The sequence below is a fragment of the Sandaracinus amylolyticus genome (assembly GCF_000737325.1).
Taxonomy (GTDB): domain Bacteria; phylum Myxococcota_A; class Polyangia; order Polyangiales; family Sandaracinaceae; genus Sandaracinus; species Sandaracinus amylolyticus.
In genome coordinates this window covers 1,900,648-1,920,054 of sequence record NZ_CP011125.1, presented here as the reverse complement: position 1 = coordinate 1,920,054, position 19,407 = coordinate 1,900,648, and the positions used below count along the sequence as shown (strand labels likewise).

The 19,407-nt window shown below is 72.4% G+C and carries 15 protein-coding genes; 4 read left to right on the top strand and 11 right to left on the bottom strand.

Features of this window, described 5'->3' with window-relative positions:
• Positions 1-48 precede the first annotated feature (48 nt).
• Positions 49-951: a DUF7107 domain-containing protein gene (locus DB32_RS08030; protein ID WP_157068836.1), complete on the top strand. Its 903-nt coding sequence runs from the start codon at positions 49-51 to the stop codon at positions 949-951.
• 148 nt (positions 952-1,099) lie between these two features.
• Positions 1,100-3,151 carry an RCC1 domain-containing protein gene (locus tag DB32_RS08025; protein WP_169791374.1) on the top strand — a complete coding sequence of 684 codons (2,052 nt, stop codon included), beginning with the start codon at positions 1,100-1,102 and terminating at the stop codon, positions 3,149-3,151.
• Between the two features lie 7 nt (positions 3,152-3,158).
• Here the strand turns inward: DB32_RS08025 and DB32_RS08020 are convergent, their stop codons facing one another.
• Entirely contained in the window at positions 3,159-4,721 is a 1,563-nt protein-coding gene (locus DB32_RS08020; RefSeq protein ID WP_169791373.1) for a serine/threonine-protein kinase, read from the bottom strand.
• A 182-nt stretch (positions 4,722-4,903) separates the two neighbouring features.
• On the opposite strand from DB32_RS08020, the gene DB32_RS08015 reads away from it, so the two are divergent.
• Positions 4,904-5,425, top strand: coding sequence for a hemerythrin domain-containing protein (locus tag DB32_RS08015; RefSeq protein WP_053231825.1), 522 nt, complete (start codon positions 4,904-4,906; stop codon positions 5,423-5,425).
• Between the two features lie 51 nt (positions 5,426-5,476).
• Here the strand turns inward: DB32_RS08015 and DB32_RS08010 are convergent, their stop codons facing one another.
• From DB32_RS08010 to DB32_RS07990, 5 genes are all read right to left on the bottom strand, one after another.
• Positions 5,477-6,895 (bottom strand): dihydrolipoyl dehydrogenase family protein, encoded by a 1,419-nt coding sequence (locus DB32_RS08010; RefSeq protein ID WP_053231824.1) that lies wholly within the window; start codon positions 6,893-6,895, stop codon positions 5,477-5,479.
• 16 nt (positions 6,896-6,911) lie between these two features.
• On the bottom strand, positions 6,912-8,240 hold the full coding sequence (locus DB32_RS08005) for a Dyp-type peroxidase (RefSeq protein ID WP_053231823.1): 1,329 nt from the start codon (positions 8,238-8,240) through the stop codon (positions 6,912-6,914).
• Positions 8,240-9,259 (bottom strand): hypothetical protein, encoded by a 1,020-nt coding sequence (locus tag DB32_RS08000; RefSeq protein WP_205627035.1) that lies wholly within the window; start codon positions 9,257-9,259, stop codon positions 8,240-8,242. Before DB32_RS08000 ends, DB32_RS08005 begins: the two co-directional genes overlap by 1 nt.
• Before the next feature lie 8 nt (positions 9,260-9,267).
• On the bottom strand, positions 9,268-9,795 hold the full coding sequence (locus DB32_RS07995) for a hypothetical protein (protein WP_053231822.1): 528 nt from the start codon (positions 9,793-9,795) through the stop codon (positions 9,268-9,270).
• An 88-nt stretch (positions 9,796-9,883) separates the two neighbouring features.
• Positions 9,884-11,659, bottom strand: a complete 1,776-nt coding sequence (locus DB32_RS07990; RefSeq protein WP_053231821.1) for an ArnT family glycosyltransferase — start codon at positions 11,657-11,659, stop codon at positions 9,884-9,886.
• A gap of 143 nt (positions 11,660-11,802) precedes the next feature.
• Between DB32_RS07990 and DB32_RS07985 the strand changes: the two genes are divergently transcribed.
• Positions 11,803-12,798: an aldo/keto reductase gene (locus DB32_RS07985; protein ID WP_053238728.1), complete on the top strand. Its 996-nt coding sequence runs from the start codon at positions 11,803-11,805 to the stop codon at positions 12,796-12,798.
• Between the two features lie 16 nt (positions 12,799-12,814).
• On the opposite strand, the gene DB32_RS07980 is transcribed toward DB32_RS07985, so the two are convergent.
• The 5 genes from DB32_RS07980 to DB32_RS07960 are packed head-to-tail and all read right to left on the bottom strand — an operon-like array spanning position 12,815 to position 19,367.
• A complete protein-coding gene (locus tag DB32_RS07980; RefSeq protein ID WP_053231820.1) occupies positions 12,815-13,729 on the bottom strand; it encodes a LysR family transcriptional regulator in 915 nt (304 codons plus the stop codon).
• Positions 13,730-13,770: 41 nt separating this feature from the next.
• Positions 13,771-14,463 carry a hypothetical protein gene (locus tag DB32_RS07975; protein WP_157068835.1) on the bottom strand — a complete coding sequence of 231 codons (693 nt, stop codon included), beginning with the start codon at positions 14,461-14,463 and terminating at the stop codon, positions 13,771-13,773.
• 31 nt (positions 14,464-14,494) lie between these two features.
• Complete coding sequence (locus DB32_RS07970; protein WP_053231818.1) at positions 14,495-16,882, bottom strand: delta-60 repeat domain-containing protein; 2,388 nt, start codon at positions 16,880-16,882, stop codon at positions 14,495-14,497.
• A gap of 29 nt (positions 16,883-16,911) precedes the next feature.
• A complete protein-coding gene (locus DB32_RS07965) occupies positions 16,912-18,696 on the bottom strand; it encodes an IgGFc-binding protein (RefSeq protein WP_053231817.1) in 1,785 nt (594 codons plus the stop codon).
• Positions 18,693-19,367, bottom strand: coding sequence for a hypothetical protein (locus DB32_RS07960; protein WP_053231816.1), 675 nt, complete (start codon positions 19,365-19,367; stop codon positions 18,693-18,695). The genes DB32_RS07965 and DB32_RS07960 overlap by 4 nt, the downstream gene beginning before the upstream one ends.
• Positions 19,368-19,407: the final 40 nt, after the last annotated feature.

The following is a 19,407-nucleotide window of genomic DNA, read 5'->3' as shown; positions in this document are numbered from 1 at the left end:
GCGGGCACGCAGCGTCGCGAGCCCCGCTGAGGGCTCGGGAGGAGCCTCATGCCCACATCTCGCTCTGCGTTCGCCGTCGCCCTGATGATCCTCGCGACCACGGGCTGCCACACCTACTACGGCTGCGACGAGGACCACGACGACGACGATCGTCCGCCGGTCACTCGACGCGATGCCGGACCGCCCGACGCGCGCGTCGCCGACCCCGACGCAGGCGACGCCTCGTGCGTCGTCGACGGCGACTGTGCGCCGGGTCGGCGCTGCGACGAAGGCGTCTGCTCGCCGGCGGATCGATGCGAGTCGGACGGCGACTGCGATGCCGGGCTCGTGTGCGATCACCGCGGGACCTGCGTGCCCCCGAGCGGGTGCCGAGGCAATGCCGACTGCGACACCGGTGAGGTCTGCGTCGAGGGCGCCTGTCGTCCCGTCGACGACACCTGCGCGAACGATCTCGAGTGCGGGCCCGATCACGGCTGCATCGACAACGCCTGTCGCCCCCGCTGTGACGACGCCACCGACTGCGATGCTGGATTCGAGTGCTCGAGTGGGCTCTGCGTGCCTGCCGACGAGTGCGAGACGAGCGCCGAATGTCCCGACGGCGAGCACTGCGTCGACACGCGCTGCGTCGCGCCGTGCACCGACGACGCGGCGTGCGCGCCGGGTGAGATCTGCACCGCGGGGTGGTGTCGCCCCGATGTCTCGCCGCGTCCCTTCTGCACGAGCGACGCGGACTGCGCAGCCGGACATCCGTGCGTCGACGGCCTGTGCCGCACGACGTGCGAGTCGGGCACCGACGAGGAGTGCCAGCGCGCCGACGTGCACCTCGTGACGTGCGCGACGACGCGCACCGGGCTGCGCCTGTGCCTGACGCACCGCGAGGCGAGCCCCGAGTGCGTCACGCGCTCCGACTGCGACGCCGGCGAGGCGTGCGTCGACGCGACCTGTCGCTGATCGCGCTCGCGACTCAGCGTCCCGATTGTGCGAGCCGCGCGCGGGGTCGTCTCGCGTGGCGCCCTCGGCTCGTGGCGTTGGGCGCTGCGTGCTCGTGCTCATGTCGCGCGCGGTGCGGGGGAAGTTTCTTCTTGGACTGTGCTCGGTCGTGCTCGTGGGCTGCGTGCTCCCGCCGATCGAGCTCACGGGGCGCGCGTGCCCGTGCATCGACGGATGGATCTGCGACGTCGCACGGGATCGGTGCGTGCCGCGCGATTCGTTCGGCGATGGGGGCGTGACGAGCCCCGATCCATGCAACGCGCGCGACGACGACGGAGACGGTCGCGTCGACGAAGGCCCGAGCGCGTGCGGCACGCCACCCGCCGCGAGCGCGTCGTGCGTCGACGCGACCTGCGTCCTCGCGTGCGCCGAGGGCTTCGCGGACTGCAACGCGATCGTCGCCGACGGATGCGAAGCGTCGCTCGGCGACGTCGCGACGTGTGGTGCGTGCGAGCGCTGCCCGGATGCGCTCCCGCTCTGCGTGGACGACGGTGCCGGTCGGTTCCACTGCGTCGATCGATGCGAGTCCGATCGCACGGTGTGTGGGTCGAGCTGCGTCGATCTCGCGACCAGCGCGTCGCACTGCGGCGGCTGTGATCGCCCGTGCGAGCTGCGTCCCGGCGTCGCGAGCTCGTGCGTCGGTGGAGCGTGCGTCTATGCGTGCGCGCCCGACCTCGGCGACTGCGACGGCGACATGGAGAGCTGCGAGACCGACATCACGACGGTCGACGCGTGCGGCGCGTGCGGCGCCGCGTGCATCACCGATCACACCACCGTGCACTGCGCCGAGGGTGAGTGCGTGATCGACGCGTGCGAGAGCAGCTGGGGCGACTGCGATGACTCGAGGCGCAACGGCTGCGAGGCGAGCCTGCGGACGCTCGCGCACTGCGGCGCGTGTGACGCGGAGTGCGCGTTCGAGCACGCAGCCGCGTCGTGCGAGAGCGGCGCGTGCACGATGGGGGTGTGCGACGCGGGCTGGGCCGACTGCGACGGCCTCACCGACAACGGCTGCGAGTCCGACCTCTCGAGCACCGGGACGTGCGCGACGTGCGGCGAGGTCTGCGGTGCCGGCACGACCTGCGAGCGCGTGGGCTGCGCGGCGCCCGACGACGTGGTCGAGCTCGTCGCGGGCGACGACTTCGCGTGCGCGCGCCTCACCGACGGACGCGTGCTGTGCTGGGGCGCGGACGGCAGCGGTCAGCTCGGCAACGGCAGCGCGGGCGCGAGCGTGACCGCGGTCTCGGTCGCGGGGATCACCGACGCGATCGATCTCGCCGCGGGCGCGCACCACGCGTGTGCCGTGCGGCGCGGAGGACAGGTGCTGTGCTGGGGCGACAACGCGGCGCGACAGCTCGGCAACAACGGGCCGAGCACCGATCAGGCGGTGCCCGTCGCGGTACGCAACATCACGGACGCGGTGCAGGTCGTGGCGGGGGACGCCCACAGCTGCGCGCGACGCGCGGACGGTCGCGTCGCGTGCTGGGGCGCCAACGATCGCGGGCAGCTGGGCAACGGCTCGATCGGAGGCGGTGCCGCGCCGGGCAACGTGGACGGCGTCACCGACGCGCGCGATCTCGACGCGGGCGATGCGCACACGTGCGCGGTGCGCCGGAGCGGCGGCGTGGCGTGCTGGGGCGCCAACGCGCGCGGTCAGCTCGGCGACGGGACCACGATGCAGCGGATGTCCGCGGTCGACGCCGCGTCGATCGACGACGCGCGTGGGATCGCGCTCGGCGCGGAGCTCTCGTGCGCGCTGCGCGCGGACACGACCGTGTGGTGCTGGGGCGCGAACGCGAGCGGACAGCTCGGCGACGGACGCACCGCCGACCGCAGCACGCCGGTGCTCGTCGTGGGCGTCCCGAGCGCGCGCGCGATCGCGTGCGGCGATCAGCACGCGTGCCTCGTCGACGTGGAAGGCGCGGTGACGTGCTGGGGCGCGAACGGGAGCGGCCAGCTCGGCGACGGCACCACGTCGTCGGGCGGCCCGCGCGCGGCCGGCGTGCTCGTGGACGCCGTCGCGATCGCAGCGGGCGCGTCGCACACCTGCGCGGTGCGCGGCGAGGGCTCGGCGAAGTGCTGGGGCGGCGGCGCGGACGGGCGCCTCGGCGACGGCGGGTCGATCGATCAGCCGCTCCCGGTCGCGGTGCTCGGTCTGCCCTGAGCGCCGCTCACGGCGTGGTCGGCGTCGGGGCGACGGGCGCGCGGCGCGGCGGGCGCGGCGCGAGCTGCAGCAACAGTCGCTGGCTCTCGTCGGGCACCAGCGTCTGCGTGATCGTCGTGTGACCGCGCAGCTCGAGCGCGAGCTCGATCGGCGTGGTGCCGCGCGGCAGCTCGATCGCGAGCGGCGTCACACCGCGCGCCTCGCCCGCGATGCGCACCGTCGCGCCCGAGGGCGTCGACTCGATGCGGACGCGGATCGTCGCGGGCACCGGCGGCTCGACGATCGGCGCGGGGCTCGGCACCGGCGGCGGCGCGCTCGACTCGATCGGCGCAGCGTCGGTGCGTGGTGCCGGCGGTGGGATCGCGGCGCGCATCAGCACCGAGAGCGCGAGACCTGCGAGCGCGACGCCGGCGCCCGCACCGAGCGCGAACGCGAGCGCCCGCGTTCCGTGGCGGGGCTCGGGCGCACGCTCCTCGACCGCGACGTCGAGCTCGAGCGGCACGCTCGGCGGATCGAGGCGCGGTGGCGGCTCGGAGATCGGCGCCGGTTTGCGATCGACCTTCTCGGGCCCCGGCCGGCGCGCGCGACGCAGGAGCGCGTCGACCTCGGCGAGCCGCGGCGCGAGCACCTGCTTCGTCAGCCGCGACAACGTCTCGCGTGGATCGAGGCGAGGATCGAGCGCCGGGAGCTGCTCGCGCAGCGCTGCGCGCATCTCGCCCGCCGTGGCGAACCGATCGCCGCGATCGCGCGCCAGCGCGCGCATGCAGATCTCGTCGAGCGCCGGCGGGATCCCGCGCGCCTGCGCCAGCGCCGAAGGGCGCGGGACGGGATCGGAGAGGATCGCCATCAACATGTCTCGATCGCTCGTGCGCGCGAAGAGACGCTTTCCCGTGAGGAGCTCGTGGAGCACCACGCCGGCCGCGAACACGTCGGTGCGCCGGTCGAGCGGCTCTCCGCTGAACTGCTCGGGCGCCATGTACGCGAACTTGCCCTTCACGACGCCGCTCTTGGTGCGCGCGACGCGATCGGCGAAGCGCGCGATGCCGAAGTCGATGAGCTTCACCTCGCCGTCGAACGTGACGAACACGTTCTGCGGCGAGACGTCGCGATGGATCACGTGCAGCGGCGCGCCGTCGTCGTCGACGAGCTCGTGCGCGGCGTGCAGCCCGGCACACACGTCCGCGGCGACGTGCACGGCGAGCGCGAGGTCGATCTCGCTGCGGTGCGCGCGCACGGCGCGCATCAGGGCGAGCAGGTTGTCGCCGCGCAGGTGCTCCATCACGAGGTAGAGCTCGTCGCCCTCGCACGCGAGCTCCTGCACGGCCACGACGTTCGGATGACGAAGGCCGAGCATGATGCGCGCTTCGTCGAGCAACGCATCGCGGAGCTCGGGCTCCGAGACGAGGTCGGGCCGCATGCGCTTGAGCACCACGAGGCGCTCGAGGCCCGCGACCCCGGCGCGGCGCGCGAGCAGGATCTCGGACATCCCACCCGCGGCCAGCCGCGCGAGCACGCGATAGGGACCGACTTCATCGAGGAGGCCCGTCGTCGGAAGCGCGAGGCTCGGCACGGGGCGGGACATAGACGGTCCACGTCCCGCACCAAGCTCCTCGATCGGGCCCTCCTGGAAGGGCGCTCACGTGCCTGCGGCGACGCGCCTCACGCGACGACTCGTGCTCACGATCGTCGTCACCGCCGAGGGAGCGCCTATGGTCCGCAGAGGGAGAAATCTCCGGAGGAAAGGAGCGAACGATGGCGCGACCGACCGAGATCGCCGGCCAGGCGATGGGCAAGCTCAAGGGCGCGAAGCAGGCGCTCACGGGCGGAGCGGGGATCTTCGAGCGGCTCTCGACGGAGCACGGCGAGATCTCGACGCTGATCCGCCGCGTGGCGGCCACGACGGACGACTCGAACGTGCGGAAGGAGCTCTTCGAGCGCATCCGCACCGAGCTCGCGGCGCACGCGCGGGCCGAGGAGAAGGAGGTCTATTCGACGTTCCGCGCGATCGGCGACATCGGCGGCAAGATGGACGACTCCGCCGACGAGCATCATCGGATCGAGCGCTATCTCGAGCAGCTCGACGCGATGCCGATCACCGACGACCGGTGGATCGAGGTCTTCCGCGAGATGATGATGCTCGTGCAGCACCACGTGATCGAGGAGGAGCAGCAGATCTTCCCCGCCGCGAAGAAGGCGCTCACGAAGGAGCAGTCCTTCGCGCTCGAGGCGCGTTATCTGGAGTCGAAGTCGAAGGAGCTCGACTCGTTCACGTGATCGCCGGAGGCCGCCGAGCGAGCGCCTGCTCGCTCGGCGGTCGTCTGTTCGTCACTCGACGTCGGGCGCTCGCCACGCGCGATCGCGACGGAGCGTGCGTGCCGCCGTCGTCGCGGCGCGGCCCAGGACTCCGGCGTACGTCGGGAACGAGAACGGCACTCGCGCGAGCTCGTCGACGGTCATCCCTGCGCTGATCGCGATCGCCGCGAGCTGCACGATGTCGACCGCGCGGTCGCCGACCACGTGGCAGCCCACCACGCGCGACGTGGTGCGGTCGACGATCAGCTTGCAGAACCCGGAGGTCCGTCCGTCGATGATCGCGCGCGTGCCCGCGTCCAGTCGGATCACCGTGACGAGCGCGTCGAGCTCCGCGCGTGCCTGTGCCTCGCCGAGGCCGACCTGCGCGTACTCGGGATCCGTGAAGCTGCCGATCGGGCTCACGTGCTCGGTGCGCGGCAGGACCGCGCCGCGCACGGCGTTCGTGCCCGCGACGTAGCCCTCCTCGAGCGCCTGCGGCACGAGCATCAGGTGACCAGTGACGTCGCCGGCCGCGAAGACGTGCGGCGCGCTGGTGCGGAGGTAGTCGTCGACACGCACGCGGCCGCGCTCGTCGGCGGCGACGCCCGCGACGTCGAGGCCGAGCTCCGCGGTGTTGGCGACCCATCCGATCGCGACCACGGCGAGCGCCGCCTCCGCGGTCGATCGATCGCCGTCTCTCGACACGATCATCCGCAGGCCGCTCGCGGTCTTCTCGAACGACTCGATGACTCCGAAGTCGGTGCGCACCGTGATCCCCGCGGCGCGGAACGCGTCGGTCACCTCGGCCGCGACGTCTTCGTCCTCCGTCGGCAAGATGCGCGCGCCTGCCTGGAACAGCTGCACGTGCGTGCCGAACGCGTGGAAGATCGACGCGACCTGCACGCCGGTCGCGCCTGCCCCGATCACCAACATCGAAGGCGGCACGGACGTCAGCGCCCACGCGTCGCTGTGCGTGCTCGTCAGCTCGACGCCCGGCACCGAGAGACGTCGGTTCGTGCCGCCCGTGCACAGCACGATCGACTCCGCGTCGAGACGGAGCCCGTTCGCGGTCTCGATCGTGTGCGGCGCGACGAAGCGCGCGGCGCCGGCGTTCTCGTGGATCACGACGCCCGCGGACTCGCACTGCCCGCGCAGCGCGGACTCTCGGCCCACGTGATCGACGACCTCGCGCACGCGCGCGAGGAGACGCGGATAGTCGACGACGGGCTCGCCCGCGCAGATGCCGTATCGGTCCAGCTGGCGTGCCTCTCGGACGAGCCGCGCCGCGTGCGCGAGCGTGCGCACCGGGACGGGCCCGTCGTTCGCGGCCATCCCGCCGAACCGATCACGCGCGACGAGCGCCGTGCGCGCTCCGAGATCCGCCGCACGCAGCGCAGCGACCGCGCCCGCGGGCCCGGCCCCGATCACGACGACGTCGAAGGCGCTCGGCATCTCGGCCTCGAATCGCTCAGGGCAGCTCCGACAACCAGCGCAACGCGCGAAGGCTCGGCATGAAGCAGTACTCCCCACCTCGCGTGACGACGAAGCGCGGCAGTCCGTCGAGCCGTCGAGGAATCGGCCTGCGCGGGATCGAGAACCGACCCTGGCCGTCTGCCGAGCCCGCAATCGGATCACGCGCGTCTCCGAGGCCGATGAACTCGCCTCCGTTGACCCACTCCGACTGCACGAACTCGAATTGCCGTCCCAGATGCGCGCCGACGAACGCGAAGACGAGCCCGCGATCTGCGCCGTCGTCCTCCAGCATGCCTTCGGGGAGCAGCGGCCCGTACGCGGTGCCACGACGGATCATCCGATGGAGTCGGGCGACACCCGCCACCTCCGAGTCGCGCGGATTGCAGCGTCGGATGTGGCTCCCGATCGGCGTGTGATATCCGGTCGGATCGTCAGCGCGGTAGTCGAAGGCGTTGTTGCGCGCTCGATCGGCGCCGAGCTCGGGATCGTCGTGGAGCGGACAGCGCGCGAGCGGGGCGCCGCTGCGCCAGCGTCCCATCATCTTCGCGGCGAGCAGCTCCTCGTCCGCGGGGCTCGTCGCGCGCTCGCGCAGATATCGACGGAACGCGGCGACTCTCTGGTGCAGCTTGCGGAACACGACGTACGTGCCGTTGCGACCGAGCACGTCCGGCTGGGGCATCGGCGGGAATCCACCGAGCTCGTCGCGATATCCGAGCACGAGCTCTCCGGCCTTCAGCGGCACTTCCGCGGGATTCGTGCCCGGGACTCCACTGCCCTCGATGGCGGGATGACTGATGCCGTCGCGGAACCCGAAAGGCTCTCTCTCGGTCGGCAGAGCGTGGCAGTCCTGCTGCCAGATCGCCTCGACGCCGGGGAGCCCGCGCAACGACTCGCGCGCACGCCCGAGCGCGGTCTCGAGCAGTCCGCGATCGGGCGCGAGCGCGACCAGCACCACGTGCACGTCGGACGTCCCGAGCGGTTTCTCCCAGTGCTCCGGCGCGCTCTCGCCGGTGTCGCCCAGCGCGGAAGCGCGGCTCGCCATGCCCTGTCGGAGCTCCCACGCGAAGCTGTCGAGCGACTGCTGCGGCACGCCCAGCGCCGTGAGCCCGTGGAACGTCAGGAGCGCGTTGAGCCAGGTGTCTCCGAGCGGGCTCGCGGGGTGCGCGGCCGATGCGACTGCCACGCTCAGGCGACGCATCAGCTCCTTGCCGGCGCTGCGATCGTGGATCTTCAGGAGGATGTACGTCGCGGCGTACGGCGTGGGCCGAGGGCGCAGCGCGCCACTCTGGATGTCGTCGAGCTCGAGCGACACGTCCGCTCCCATCACGCACGCACCGACGCCGTCGCGAGGTTCCGCCAGAAGCGCTCCAAGCTCTCGTCGCCGCCGAACAACGTGCTGAAGATCGTCGAGTCCGCGACGAGCACGTCACCCGCGCGCTCTCCGCCCGGCGGGAGCCACACGAGCGCGTTGAACGTGGTGTTCCCGGCTGCGGTGAACGGGTGCGGCTTCGACGTGTCGATCGGCTGTCGCGCGAGCACGCGCGCGGAGCTCGCAGGATCGGTGACCGCGTAATGCGGAAGGTGCATGTGGAAGTTGAAGTTGGTGACGCCCGCGAGCCAACCACGAGCGTCGAGATCCCGCGCGACGTCGAGCGGCGCGATCCGCTGGGTCCCGCGCTGCACGGCGGGGCGCAGCCCGAACCGGTTCTCGATCGGGATCCCGAGACCGCGCATCAGAGAGCGCGTGTAGAGCCCGAAGCGCTGCTGTCGCGGCACCAGCGCGTCGCCGTGGTGCGCGTACTCCATCGCTCGCTCCTCGAGATCCTGCGACCCACCCACGTCGTGGTGCGGACCGATCACGAGGCACGTGCCCTCTCGCGCGAGGAACGCGCGCACGGACTCGATCTCCTCCGCGGACGCCTCCTGTCCCGTCACGACGTGGTCGAGCCCGAACACGAGCAGCGTGTCGACGTCGGCGAGCACGCGCTCGTCGAGCGGCAGTCGGAATCCCGCCTGATCGACGCGCTGGAACACCGGCACTCGATGTCCCGTCGTCTGCTCGATCACGTTCTGGAATCGCACCCACGCCCAGAAGAAGAGCTCGAGCGATCCTGCGATCCCCTGCTGGAACATCCCGGGATCGGCGAACCGCGGAGTCTCGTACTGCGGCCAGAGCACACGACGGACTTCGGTCATCGTCGAGAACCGATTGTCCATCTGAGTGACGTCGCGATTGGCCTCGCCGGGATAGCTCCACGCGATGTAGACGCTCACGCGCCGCCGGCCCGCGACGTACTTCCGGGGCGAATGACTCTGGTTGTACGTGCGCGCGGGCTCCGACACGGCCGTGCTCACTGCATCTGCTCGAGCATCCGCGAGAATGCGCTCTTCAGCTCGAGCGCCTTCTTGATCTCGTCGGTGCTGACGTACGGATACTCGCCGTACTCGAGGAAGCTCGGACACTGGTGCGCGCGGACGAATCGCACGAACGCGTCGGGGTTCGTCTTCCAGTCCTCGGGGAAGTCCTCGAGGTTCTCGAACACCGTGTCGACGCCGGCCTTCTTGAAGAGCGCGACCGCGTCCTCGGTGTACTTGTCGAAGTCGGTGTCGAAGATGCCCTGGTACATGAACCGAGTGTCGTCGTCGAAGAGCACCCAGCGCAGGTAGTGCAGCTTCAGCGGCGCGAGCAGGCTCGGATCGCTCTCCAGCGCCTTCGCGAGCTTGGCCCCGTAGCCGCGGATCGCGTCGGCGCGCCCCGGCTTCACGCGCGCGATGATCGTGAATCCGTAGTTCGCCGGAGTCTTGGGCCAGATCGGGCCGTACTTGCCCTTCTCCCACGACTCGTCGCTCTTCGGGATCGCCATCGCTGCCGGCTGCATCGGAGTCTTCCTTTGCTGGTCCCGTGGACCGGTGGGTGACTCCGACGCTAGCTGTGCCCGTCCCGAGGCGGCGCAAGTAGCGGTCTGTCTACATCCCCATCGGGCCGGGCTCGTGCGCGACGGTGAGCGACTCGCCGACGCCCGGCGGCGCGATGCGCCTCAGCGCTCCGTCGCGCCAGACGATCAGACACACACGCTCGTCGTCGAGCGAGCGATCGAGCTCGACCTCGAAGCTCGCCGGGCCCTCGGGATCCATCTCGAGCACGCGAATCGTCATCTCCTCGGCCACGACGGTGTCGCCCTCGCGCAGCGGATGCTCGTGGCTGCGGAAGACCTGCTCGAAGATGTTCTCGCCGCGCGGGCGCACCGCGGACGCGACCGTCATCGTGCGCTCGCCCGTTCGCTCGACCTGGAGATCGTGGGGCGCGGACGCGAGCACGCGGAAGCGCGCGTCGGGGCCGACCGCCTGCGGCGAGTAGTACGCGATGCTCGGCGCGGCGTAGACCGAGAGCACGGCGTCGGCGCCGTTGATCAGATAGACGAGGCCCGAGCTCGTGCAGCCGCCCGACTCGCCCTCGGTCGCGAGCCTGCGCTCGGCCTCTGCCACCGCGGCGAACGCGAAGGGAACGGTCAGCCGCACGAGCGACCCGAGCCCGACGTGCGCGATCGCGATCGCGATCGCGAGCCCTGCGAGCGCGTGACGCGCCGCACCTCGCCGCTCGCGCGACGCGCGCCATGCGACGGTGATCGCCGAGCCGACCATCGCCGACGCGCCGAAGAGGCCCATCGGCAACATACGCGGCCCGATCAGGCCCGCGACCATCGGCACCAGCGACGTCACGCACGCGACGAAGAGCCAGCGCAGGCGCCGGTATCCGTCGGCATCGCCGCTCCGCCGCACCACCGCGAGCAGCCCGAAGCTGCCGGCGATCGAGACCAGGCCCCACGTCACGAGGATCACGCGCGACGTCGGATCGGTGGAGTAGGCGAAGGTCGAGACCGCACCGATCGCCTCGGCGAGCAGCGCGGGCACCCGCGCCGACGCGACCAGCGCGAACGAGAGCGGCTCGCGGAACGGCGAGGTGTACGTGCCGCTGTGGTGCGCGCCGTAGCCTGCGAGCACGTAGAACGCGACGTACGCCCCGCACACCACGAGCGTCGGCAGCGCGGCGCGCGCGCGATCGCGCGGCGAGCCGGTCGCGACCATCGCTTCGTAGGTGAGCACGTAGATCGCGGCGGCGAGCCCGGTCTCGCTCGCGAGCAGGGAGAGCGCGAGCGCGAACGGTGCGCCGATCGCCGCGACGGGGCGGCGATCCTCGCGCCATCGCAGGTGGAGGACGAGCGCGAGCCCGCCGAGCGCGGCCGAGACCATCGTGTGGCGCGATGCAGGCCACGCGAGCGTCATCACGTGCGCGCCCGCGACCGCGTAGACGAGCGACGCGATCACCGCGGTGCGTGCGTCGAGGCAGCGGCGCATCAGCGCGGCCGCGGTGGCGAAGAGCAGCACGCCCCAGAGGAGCGAGTGCAGGTGCGAGGGGAACGCCGCGCGCCCGAAGAGCGCGTGATCGATCGCGAGCAGCGCGCTCGAGAGCGGTCGGAAGAAGCGCAGCGTGAGCTGGGGATCGGTCCACCAGTGCAGCCAGCCGCGCGCGATCATCTCGCGGTTCGAGGCCTCGCCGTGGGTGAACTCGTAGAGCCCCAGCGGGTCGTCGGGGAGATCGAACATGCCCTCGAGCACGAGCTGGTGGACCAGATCGTCGTGCAGCGGACCCACGAAGAGGTTCGGGATCGACAGCAGCGCCCCGAGGGCGACGACGGTCGCGAGGGCGCGCTTCGAGGCGCGCGGAGGACTTCGGTCGGCCACGCGGCCGCGGAGAATACTCGCTGTGGGAAGCCCCCACGACACGCGCTGCCGTGCCCGCCATCGTCCAGCGACGCTTCACGGCTCGTTCGTGGATCGACGTCTACTGCGCGGCGCGCGGCGGCGGCAGGCTGTCGCTCATGGACATGCCGAAGCGAACGTTGGGAACGAGCGGGCTCGAGGTGTCGGCGATCGGCCTCGGGTGCATGGGGATGAGCTGGGGCTACGGCGCGCCCGGCGATCGCGCCGAGATGATCGCGCTGCTGCGAAGGGCGGTGGAGCTCGGCGTCACGTTCTTCGACACGGCCGAGGTGTATGGCCCGCTGACGAACGAGGAGCTCGTCGGCGAGGCGCTCGCGCCGTTCCGCGATCGTGTGGTGATCGCGACGAAGTTCGGGTTCGCGCCGCGCGCGCCCGGCGAAGCGAGGTGGTCGGAGCTCGACAGCCGCCCCGAGCACATCCGCGAGGTCGTCGAGGGCTCGCTGCGAAGACTGAAGGTCGACGTGATCGATCTCTACTACCAGCACCGCGTCGATCCGAGCGTGCCGATCGAAGACGTCGCGGGCGCGGTGAAGACGCTGATCGAGCAGGGCAAGGTGAAGCACTTCGGCCTGTCCGAGGCCGGCGCGCAGACGATCCGGCGCGCGCACGCGGTGCAGCCGGTCGCGGCCGTGCAGAGCGAGCACTCGCTCTGGCACCGTCGGCCCGAGCAGAACGTGCTGCCGACGCTCGAGGAGCTCGGGATCGGGTTCGTCCCGTTCAGCCCGCTGGGGAAGGGGTTCCTCACCGGCGCGATGAGCACGGAGACGCGCTTCGCGACGAACGACTTCCGGAGCCAGCTCCCGCGCTTCGCGCCCGACGCGATGGAGGCGAACCAGGCGTTCGTGGATCTGCTCTCGCGCGTCGCGCGCGAGAAGGAAGCGACGTCGGCGCAGATCGCGCTCGCGTGGCTGCTCGCGAAGAAGCCGTGGATCGTGCCGATCCCCGGCACGACGAAGCGCGCGCGGCTCGAGGAGAACGTGGGCGCGGCGAGCATCGCGCTGACGCCCGACGACGTCGCGCGGATCGAGCGCGCTGCGTCGCGCATCGAGGTGCAGGGCGCGCGTTATCCCGAAACGCTCGAGCGCATGACCGGGCGCTGATCACCGCGCCGCGGGATCACGTGCTCGCGCGTGCACGCGCGGTCTCCTTCGCGACCTCGACGAACGCGCGCAGCGCCGGAGAGCTCTGCGCGCGGCTCGGGTAGTAGAGGAAGAAGCCCGGGACCGTCGGCGAGTACGCCTCGAGCACGCGCTGCAGCCGCCCTTCGCGCAGCGCCTCGCCGACCGCCGGCTCGGCGACGTACGCGAGGCCGAAGCCTCGCTCGGCGAGCGTCGACGTGAGCGCGGCGTCGTTGCTCACGACGACGCCGCCGCGCACCGCGACGCGCCAGTGCTTCTTGCCGCGCTCGAGCTCCCACGCGTAGAGCGTGTCCGTCGTGGACGAGCGGAACGTGATGCACTCGTGCTGCAGGAGATCCTCGGGGCGCTGCGGCGTGCCGTGCTGCGCGAGGTACCCGGGCGCACCGACGACCACGAAGCGGAACGCGCCCGTGAGCCGCACCTGCACCATGTCGCGCTCGATCGACTCGGTGAGCCGCACGCCCGCGTCGTATCCGTCCGCGACGATGTCGACGAAGCGATCCTCGACCGTGATCTCGACGTCGATGCGGGGGTGGCGCGCGCGGAACGTCGTGAGCAGGGGCGCGACGACGTAGGGCACGGCGGAGCGCGGGACGCTCAGTCGCACGCGCCCGGTCGTCTCGCCGGGCTGTTTCGTGAGATCGGCGAGCGCGGCGACGGCCTGCGTCAGCGCGGGCTCTGCGCTCTCGACGAGACGGCGTCCGGCGTCGGTGAGCGAGACGCTGCGCGTCGTGCGCGTCAGCAGCACGACGCGCAGCTCGTCCTCGAGCTGTCGAACGGCCTGGCTCACGGCGGAGCGCGAGACGCCCAGCTCGCGTGCCGCATCCGCGAAGCTGCGCCGGCGCGCGACGACCAGGAACACGTGGAGCTGCGGGAGGAGGCTCGCCTTCATGCGACGCGCGGAGCGTAGGCCACGCGCGCAGCGCGCACGACTCAGAACACCAGGATCGAATTCGCGATCTGCACGCCGAGCGTCGCCGCGCCCAGCGCCATGTGCCCGATCGCGAAGGCCTGGAGCGTGTCGAAGTCGTCGACCGGATCGGCCCAGCCGAAGCGCACCGCGTTCGAGACGAGGACGCCCGCGATCGCCTGCGCGACGACCATCCCGAGCACGACCCAGCGCGTCGTCTCGTAGACTCGCCAGTCCGAGTCGACCCGCGCGACACCGTCGAAGTCGATGAAGAACGACTTGAGCGTCGCGAAGATCACACCGCCCGCGGTGATGCCGGCGGCGACGGCGTGTTGCCACGGGACGTCCTCGCCGCAATTGTCGAGCACGGCAGTCCCCTGGGCACACCGCGTGTCGTCGTAGCTGTCGTGGAAGCCGTACTCGTCGGCGAATTGCACGGCGCCGATCCCGAGCGTCACGGCCATCGCGAGCGCGGTCGAGAGCACGATGCCGCGGGTCCACTGCATCTTCTCGGGCTGCAGCGGATCCTCGGGAGGCGCGAGCTCCGATGGCGTCGCGGCGACGACGACGCGCTCGCCGACGACCTCGAGATCCAGCGTGCTCGGCGGTCGGAGCGCGAAGCCCCAGATCGGAGTCGCGACGAGCAGCGCAGCGAGGCCGGGCATGCGCGGGTATCTGGCCGCGCGATCGCGCGGCCCAACGAGGCCGCGAGCCACGCGCGGCGCGCCACGCCCGCGAGCAGTGTCGTCAGTCGACGCCCTCGAGCTCGAAGAACGCGATCTGATCCGCGGGCACGCCGCCCACGCGCGAGAATCGTCCACCGAGCCACACGCCCGCGCCGGTGATCGCCGCGGAGTAGCCGAACTCACCGGAGCTGTCGTCGAAGGCGGCCCAGTGCTCGCCGTCCCACCCCGCGAGCTTCGCGGCGCGCGACAGATCGCCGTAGAGCGGGAGCTGTCCGACGAGGAGCAGCGTGTCGTCATGCGCGACCACGCGCGTGCGGCCGCCGCCGACGATGACGAAGTCGTTCGTGCCGAGGTCGTGCCACGTCGCTCCGTCGAAGCGCGCGACGAGCGGCGCCTCGTCGGGATCTCCGTCGAGGTACGACGCGACCACGATCTCGCCGCGCCAGATCGCGACGCCGCTCAGCGGGAGCGAGCGCAGGTCTCCGAGCGCGTGCCACGCACCGTCCTCGAAGATCGCGACGTGCGAGCCGACGCCCGTCACCTCGCCGAGCCGACCGACGACGATCACGCGGCCGTCGTCGGTGACCGCGACGTCCTCGAGCCAGCCGTCCACGCCGTCGCCGAGCGGCGCCCACGTCGTGCCGTCGAACACCGCGACGTTGCGCGCCGCGACACCGTCGATCGTGACGAAGCTGCCGGCGACGACGAGACGACCGTCGGGCATCGTCGCGAGCCCGAGGACCTCTCCGGCGCCGGGGTCGCGCCCCGAGGGCACCCTGCGCGCGACGCCGATCGCCTCGAGGCGATCACCGACGAGCCGACGAACGGTGTCGCCGAACGCCGTCTCGTAGAAGCCGCTCTCGGAGTACGGGAAGCCCGCGGCCCACACCTGTCCGTCGCGCCCGATCTCGAGGTGACGGACCTCGGCCTCGGCCTCGATCGCCGCCCACTCCTCGCCGGTCCAACGCGCTGCGAACGAGAGCGCGCGCCCGCTGCCGTCGCTCCGGAAGCCGCCGGCCACGTAGGGGCCGCAGCTGCCGCGCGCCGCGACCGCGTGCACCTCGCGATCGAGCCCCGACATGGGCCCGTCGTGTGCCGGCACCGGCGCCCACCGCGCGCCGTCCCACACCGCGATGCGTCGCGTCGACACGCCCTCGATGCGCGCGAAGCCACCGGTGACGACCATCCCGAGCGCGCTGCGCGCGACCGCGGAGAAGCGACCGACGCCGTAGCGGAAGCTGTCGCCGAGCCCCGCGTCGACGAGGTTCGCGCTCGGCACGTCGACCCACGCCTCGCCGGTCCACCGCGCGAGCCCGTGCACCTCGGGCGACGTCGCGGAGCCCGCGCGCGTGTAGTCGCCCGCGACCCAGATCGCGCCCTCTGCGTCGACGCCGACGCGCGCGATCACGCCCCAGTCCGCGCGATCCTCGGGCGCGTGACCGACGCCGCCGCCGAGCGGCTCCCACGCGCTGCCGCTCCATCGCGCGAGGCTGCCGAAGCCGTCCGCGAATCCGTCGAAGCGGAAGTTGCCGGCCATCACCAGCGCGCCGCTCGCGTCGTGGGCGAGCGTGACGATCGGCGGCGCGACGCGGAAGAGCCCCGCGAGCGCGACGATCGGGCGGGGCGCGAACGTCTCGGGCAGCGCGAGCTCGACGAGCGCGCCGGGCTCGCCGCACACCACGACGCTGCGCTCGATCGTGTCCATCCCGGCCGCGCACGCGCCGCTCTCGTGCGCGACGAGCGCGGTCGCAGGCACGGCGAGCGCGCGCGCTTGCTCCCAGCCGCTCGCGGTGCGCACCGCGAAGTGCTGCGCCTCGACTCCGTCGATCGCGAAGAAGTCACCGACCGCGTAGATGCGATCGCTCGTGTCGACCGCGAGCCCGAACACCGCGCCGCCCTCGATCGTCCCGACGAGCTCCCACGTGCCGCGCACGAAGCGGTGGATGCGCGCGCGCGTGAGGTCGCGCTCGGTCGCCGTCATCGTCGACCAGCGCGTCGGGTCGGGGCCTGTCGCGGCGTGCACGAGGCCGCTCGCCGACACGGTGAGCGCGGAGACCGGGCCGGGCAGGCCCTCGCCGAGCGTCTCCCACGTGCCGCTCGGCGCGAGCCGCGCGATGTGGCTCGCGGGCAGGCCGGACACGTGCACGAACGCGCCGCCGACGTAGAGCGATCCATCGGGACCCGTCGCGAGATCCCCGACGTGCTCGACGCCGGGCAGCACGAGCCCGGTGCGCCACGCGCCGGTCGCCGGCGTGATCGTCCCGACGCCGCTCGGCATGCAGACGTCGGGCACCGGCGCGCCCGCGTCCTGCATCGTGCTCGCGTCGAGCGGTGTGCTCGCGTCCGGCGTCGCCGCGTCGATCGGGACGGTCGATCCGTCGTCGTCGTCGCCGCACGCGGCGATGATCAGCGCGAACGTGAGGAGCACCGACGTTCTCTCGATGTGCATCGACTCTCTCCGGAGCAGTGGAGCCGCGCTCACTCGACGAGCGGCGCGACGGTGAGCCCGCCGAGGTGCGCGTACGACGTCCACGGCGCGTAGCCGTGCAGCGTCAGCGCGACGGGGTGATCGGCCTCGAGCTGGTGGACCGCGGCCGCGCGATCGAGGGCGATGTCGTGGAGCTCGAAGTCCGACACGCGCATCGGCGTGTCCTCGAGCGGCTCGCCGTCGAGCCAGACCGTCGTGCCCGCCGGCGCGACGACGCTCGCGTACGCCGACGTGTACGTGCCCGGCACCAAGAACACGTACTCGCGGCGCCACTGCGCGATCGGCGCCGCGAGCACCATCGCGGGATCGCCCTCGGCGCCCGGCGCCTCGAGATCGAAGCTCATCCCGACGACGAGCTGGGTCACGAGGAGCGGCGCGTCGGCGTCGATCACCAGGGGCGCGTCGTGCTCGACCAGCACGTGCTCCCCCGCGTCGAGCGTGATGGGCGCACGGATCGGCGGATCGAAGCGCACCTCGTTCGCGTCGGCGATCGAGAGCACGCGCGCGAAGCTCGGCGCGGGCTGCTCGTGCAGCGGACGGATCGTGCCGAGCACGTAACGCGCGCCGAGCGCGACGTCGGGCAGCAGCTGCTCCTCGAGGTGATCGCACGCGGGACGATCGAAGGGCACGTGCGCGCACCCGTGGCCCGAGAACACCGCGACGGGCGCGCTCGACTCGATCCGCGTGCCGGTGGGATCGAGCGAGGGCGCGTCGCACTGGCGACGCCGTCCCTGCGGCGCGCACTCCGCCGCGTCGCGCGGCGACGACGAGACGAGCTGCAGCACCGCGCCCTGCGCGAGCGTGAACGCGCGCGACGTGCCGGCCTCGAGGCGCCCGCCCTCCGGCGTGTCGAGCGGCGCCGACGCGTGCACCGTGACGGTCGTCTCGCCGGGCTCGGTCGCCGCGATCGCGAAGAGCCCGCGCCCCGGCACCACGGCGGCGTACGGCTCGCCCGCGATCGCCGGCTGCTCGAACGCGAGCGGCGCGTACGAGGCCACGTGGTACCGCGCGCCGAGCGCGTGCAGCGGCAGGAGCAGCGACGCGTCGTTGGTGAACGAGAAGCAGCCCGGACCGTCCTCGCACCGCGTGTTGTCGAGGCGGAAGTCGAGCGGGCTCCACTGCGTCGCGAGCACCGGCACGTCGGAGCGGATCCAGTACGCGCCGCGCGGCGCGATCACCGAGCGTCCGCCCTGCTCGCGCTGCTCGATCTGCGAGAGCTCGTCGATCCACGGCAGCACGAACGTCTCGGTCGTGCGCGCGGGCACGACGCGCGCGATCGCGGCGTCGAGCGCGCCGCCCTCGATCGACACGTTCGCCTCGTGGTCGCTCGCGTTCGCGATCACGACCGCGAACGAGAAGCCCGCGCGCAGCTGCGGCGTCGCGATCGGCACCGCGACGTACTCGCAGCCTGCGTAGTCGTGGCGCGCGGCGGCCTCGGCGCAGAGATCGGCACACTGTCGCGCGACGCAGCGCTCGTTCGGTGCGCACGCGCGCTGCTCGAGCGACGTGCCCTCGGCGTCGCAGATCGCGAGCGTGCGCTCGTCCTCGCACGCGACGAGCTCGGGCTCGCAGCGCAGGCAGCCGCGCCCCTCCACGCACACGTGCTCGCAGTCGCGCGCGTGCGCCGTGCCGCCGGCCTCGCAGCGCACCTCGCGCGCGTCGACGCACGTGATCACGCCTTCGTCCTCGGGCGCGCACGCGATCTCCGCTGGTGGCCGGGACCCGCTGGTGCACGCCGCGAGCAAGAGCGCGATCGCCGTCGGCGCGTTCCTCATCGGCGTCCCACCCCGTGCACCGTGATCCATCGACGCTCCGTCGCGGGCGCGCTCACGTCGAGCGCGACGACCTCTTCGCGCTCGCCCTCCGCGCTCGGTGCGATGGCGACACGCAGCGAGCCCGACGTGCCCGGCGCGATCTCGCCCGGCGCTTCGATCACCGAGACGTCGCCGGCGCGGCGCGGCGTCGCGGCGGTCACGACGAGCGGCGCGTCGCAGTCGTTCTCGATCGCGATCACGAGCTCGCTCGCCTCGCCGATGCGCGCGTCGGGCGCGCGTGCGTCGGCGGGCACGTGCCAGCAGCCGATCGCAGGGCCGAGCAGCATCACGCCGTCGACGAGCAGCACGTCGACCGGCGGCCCGCGGAGCGCCTCGACGTCGGCCTCGAGCTTCGGCTGGAGGCGATGACGCTCTCCGTCGAGCGCCGGCGCCGCGAAGCTGCCGTCCGGCGCGGGCTGCACGATCTGCGGATCGCCGGTCGTGTCGAGCGGCGTGATCCAGAGCTGCGCGTCGGGATCGAGCGCGCCCGCCACGCCGAAGAGGCGCGTCGAGCGCATCGTGCCGATGCGGCTCACGTCGAGCGCGGGCGGGTTCGGCTGCGGCGTGCCGACGCACGACGCGCTCGTGATCACGAGCGCGAGGAGGAGCGTCGAGGTCGCGGACGAGCGCATGCGGACGGTCCCCTTCGCAGGAGGCGGGCCACACGGAAAC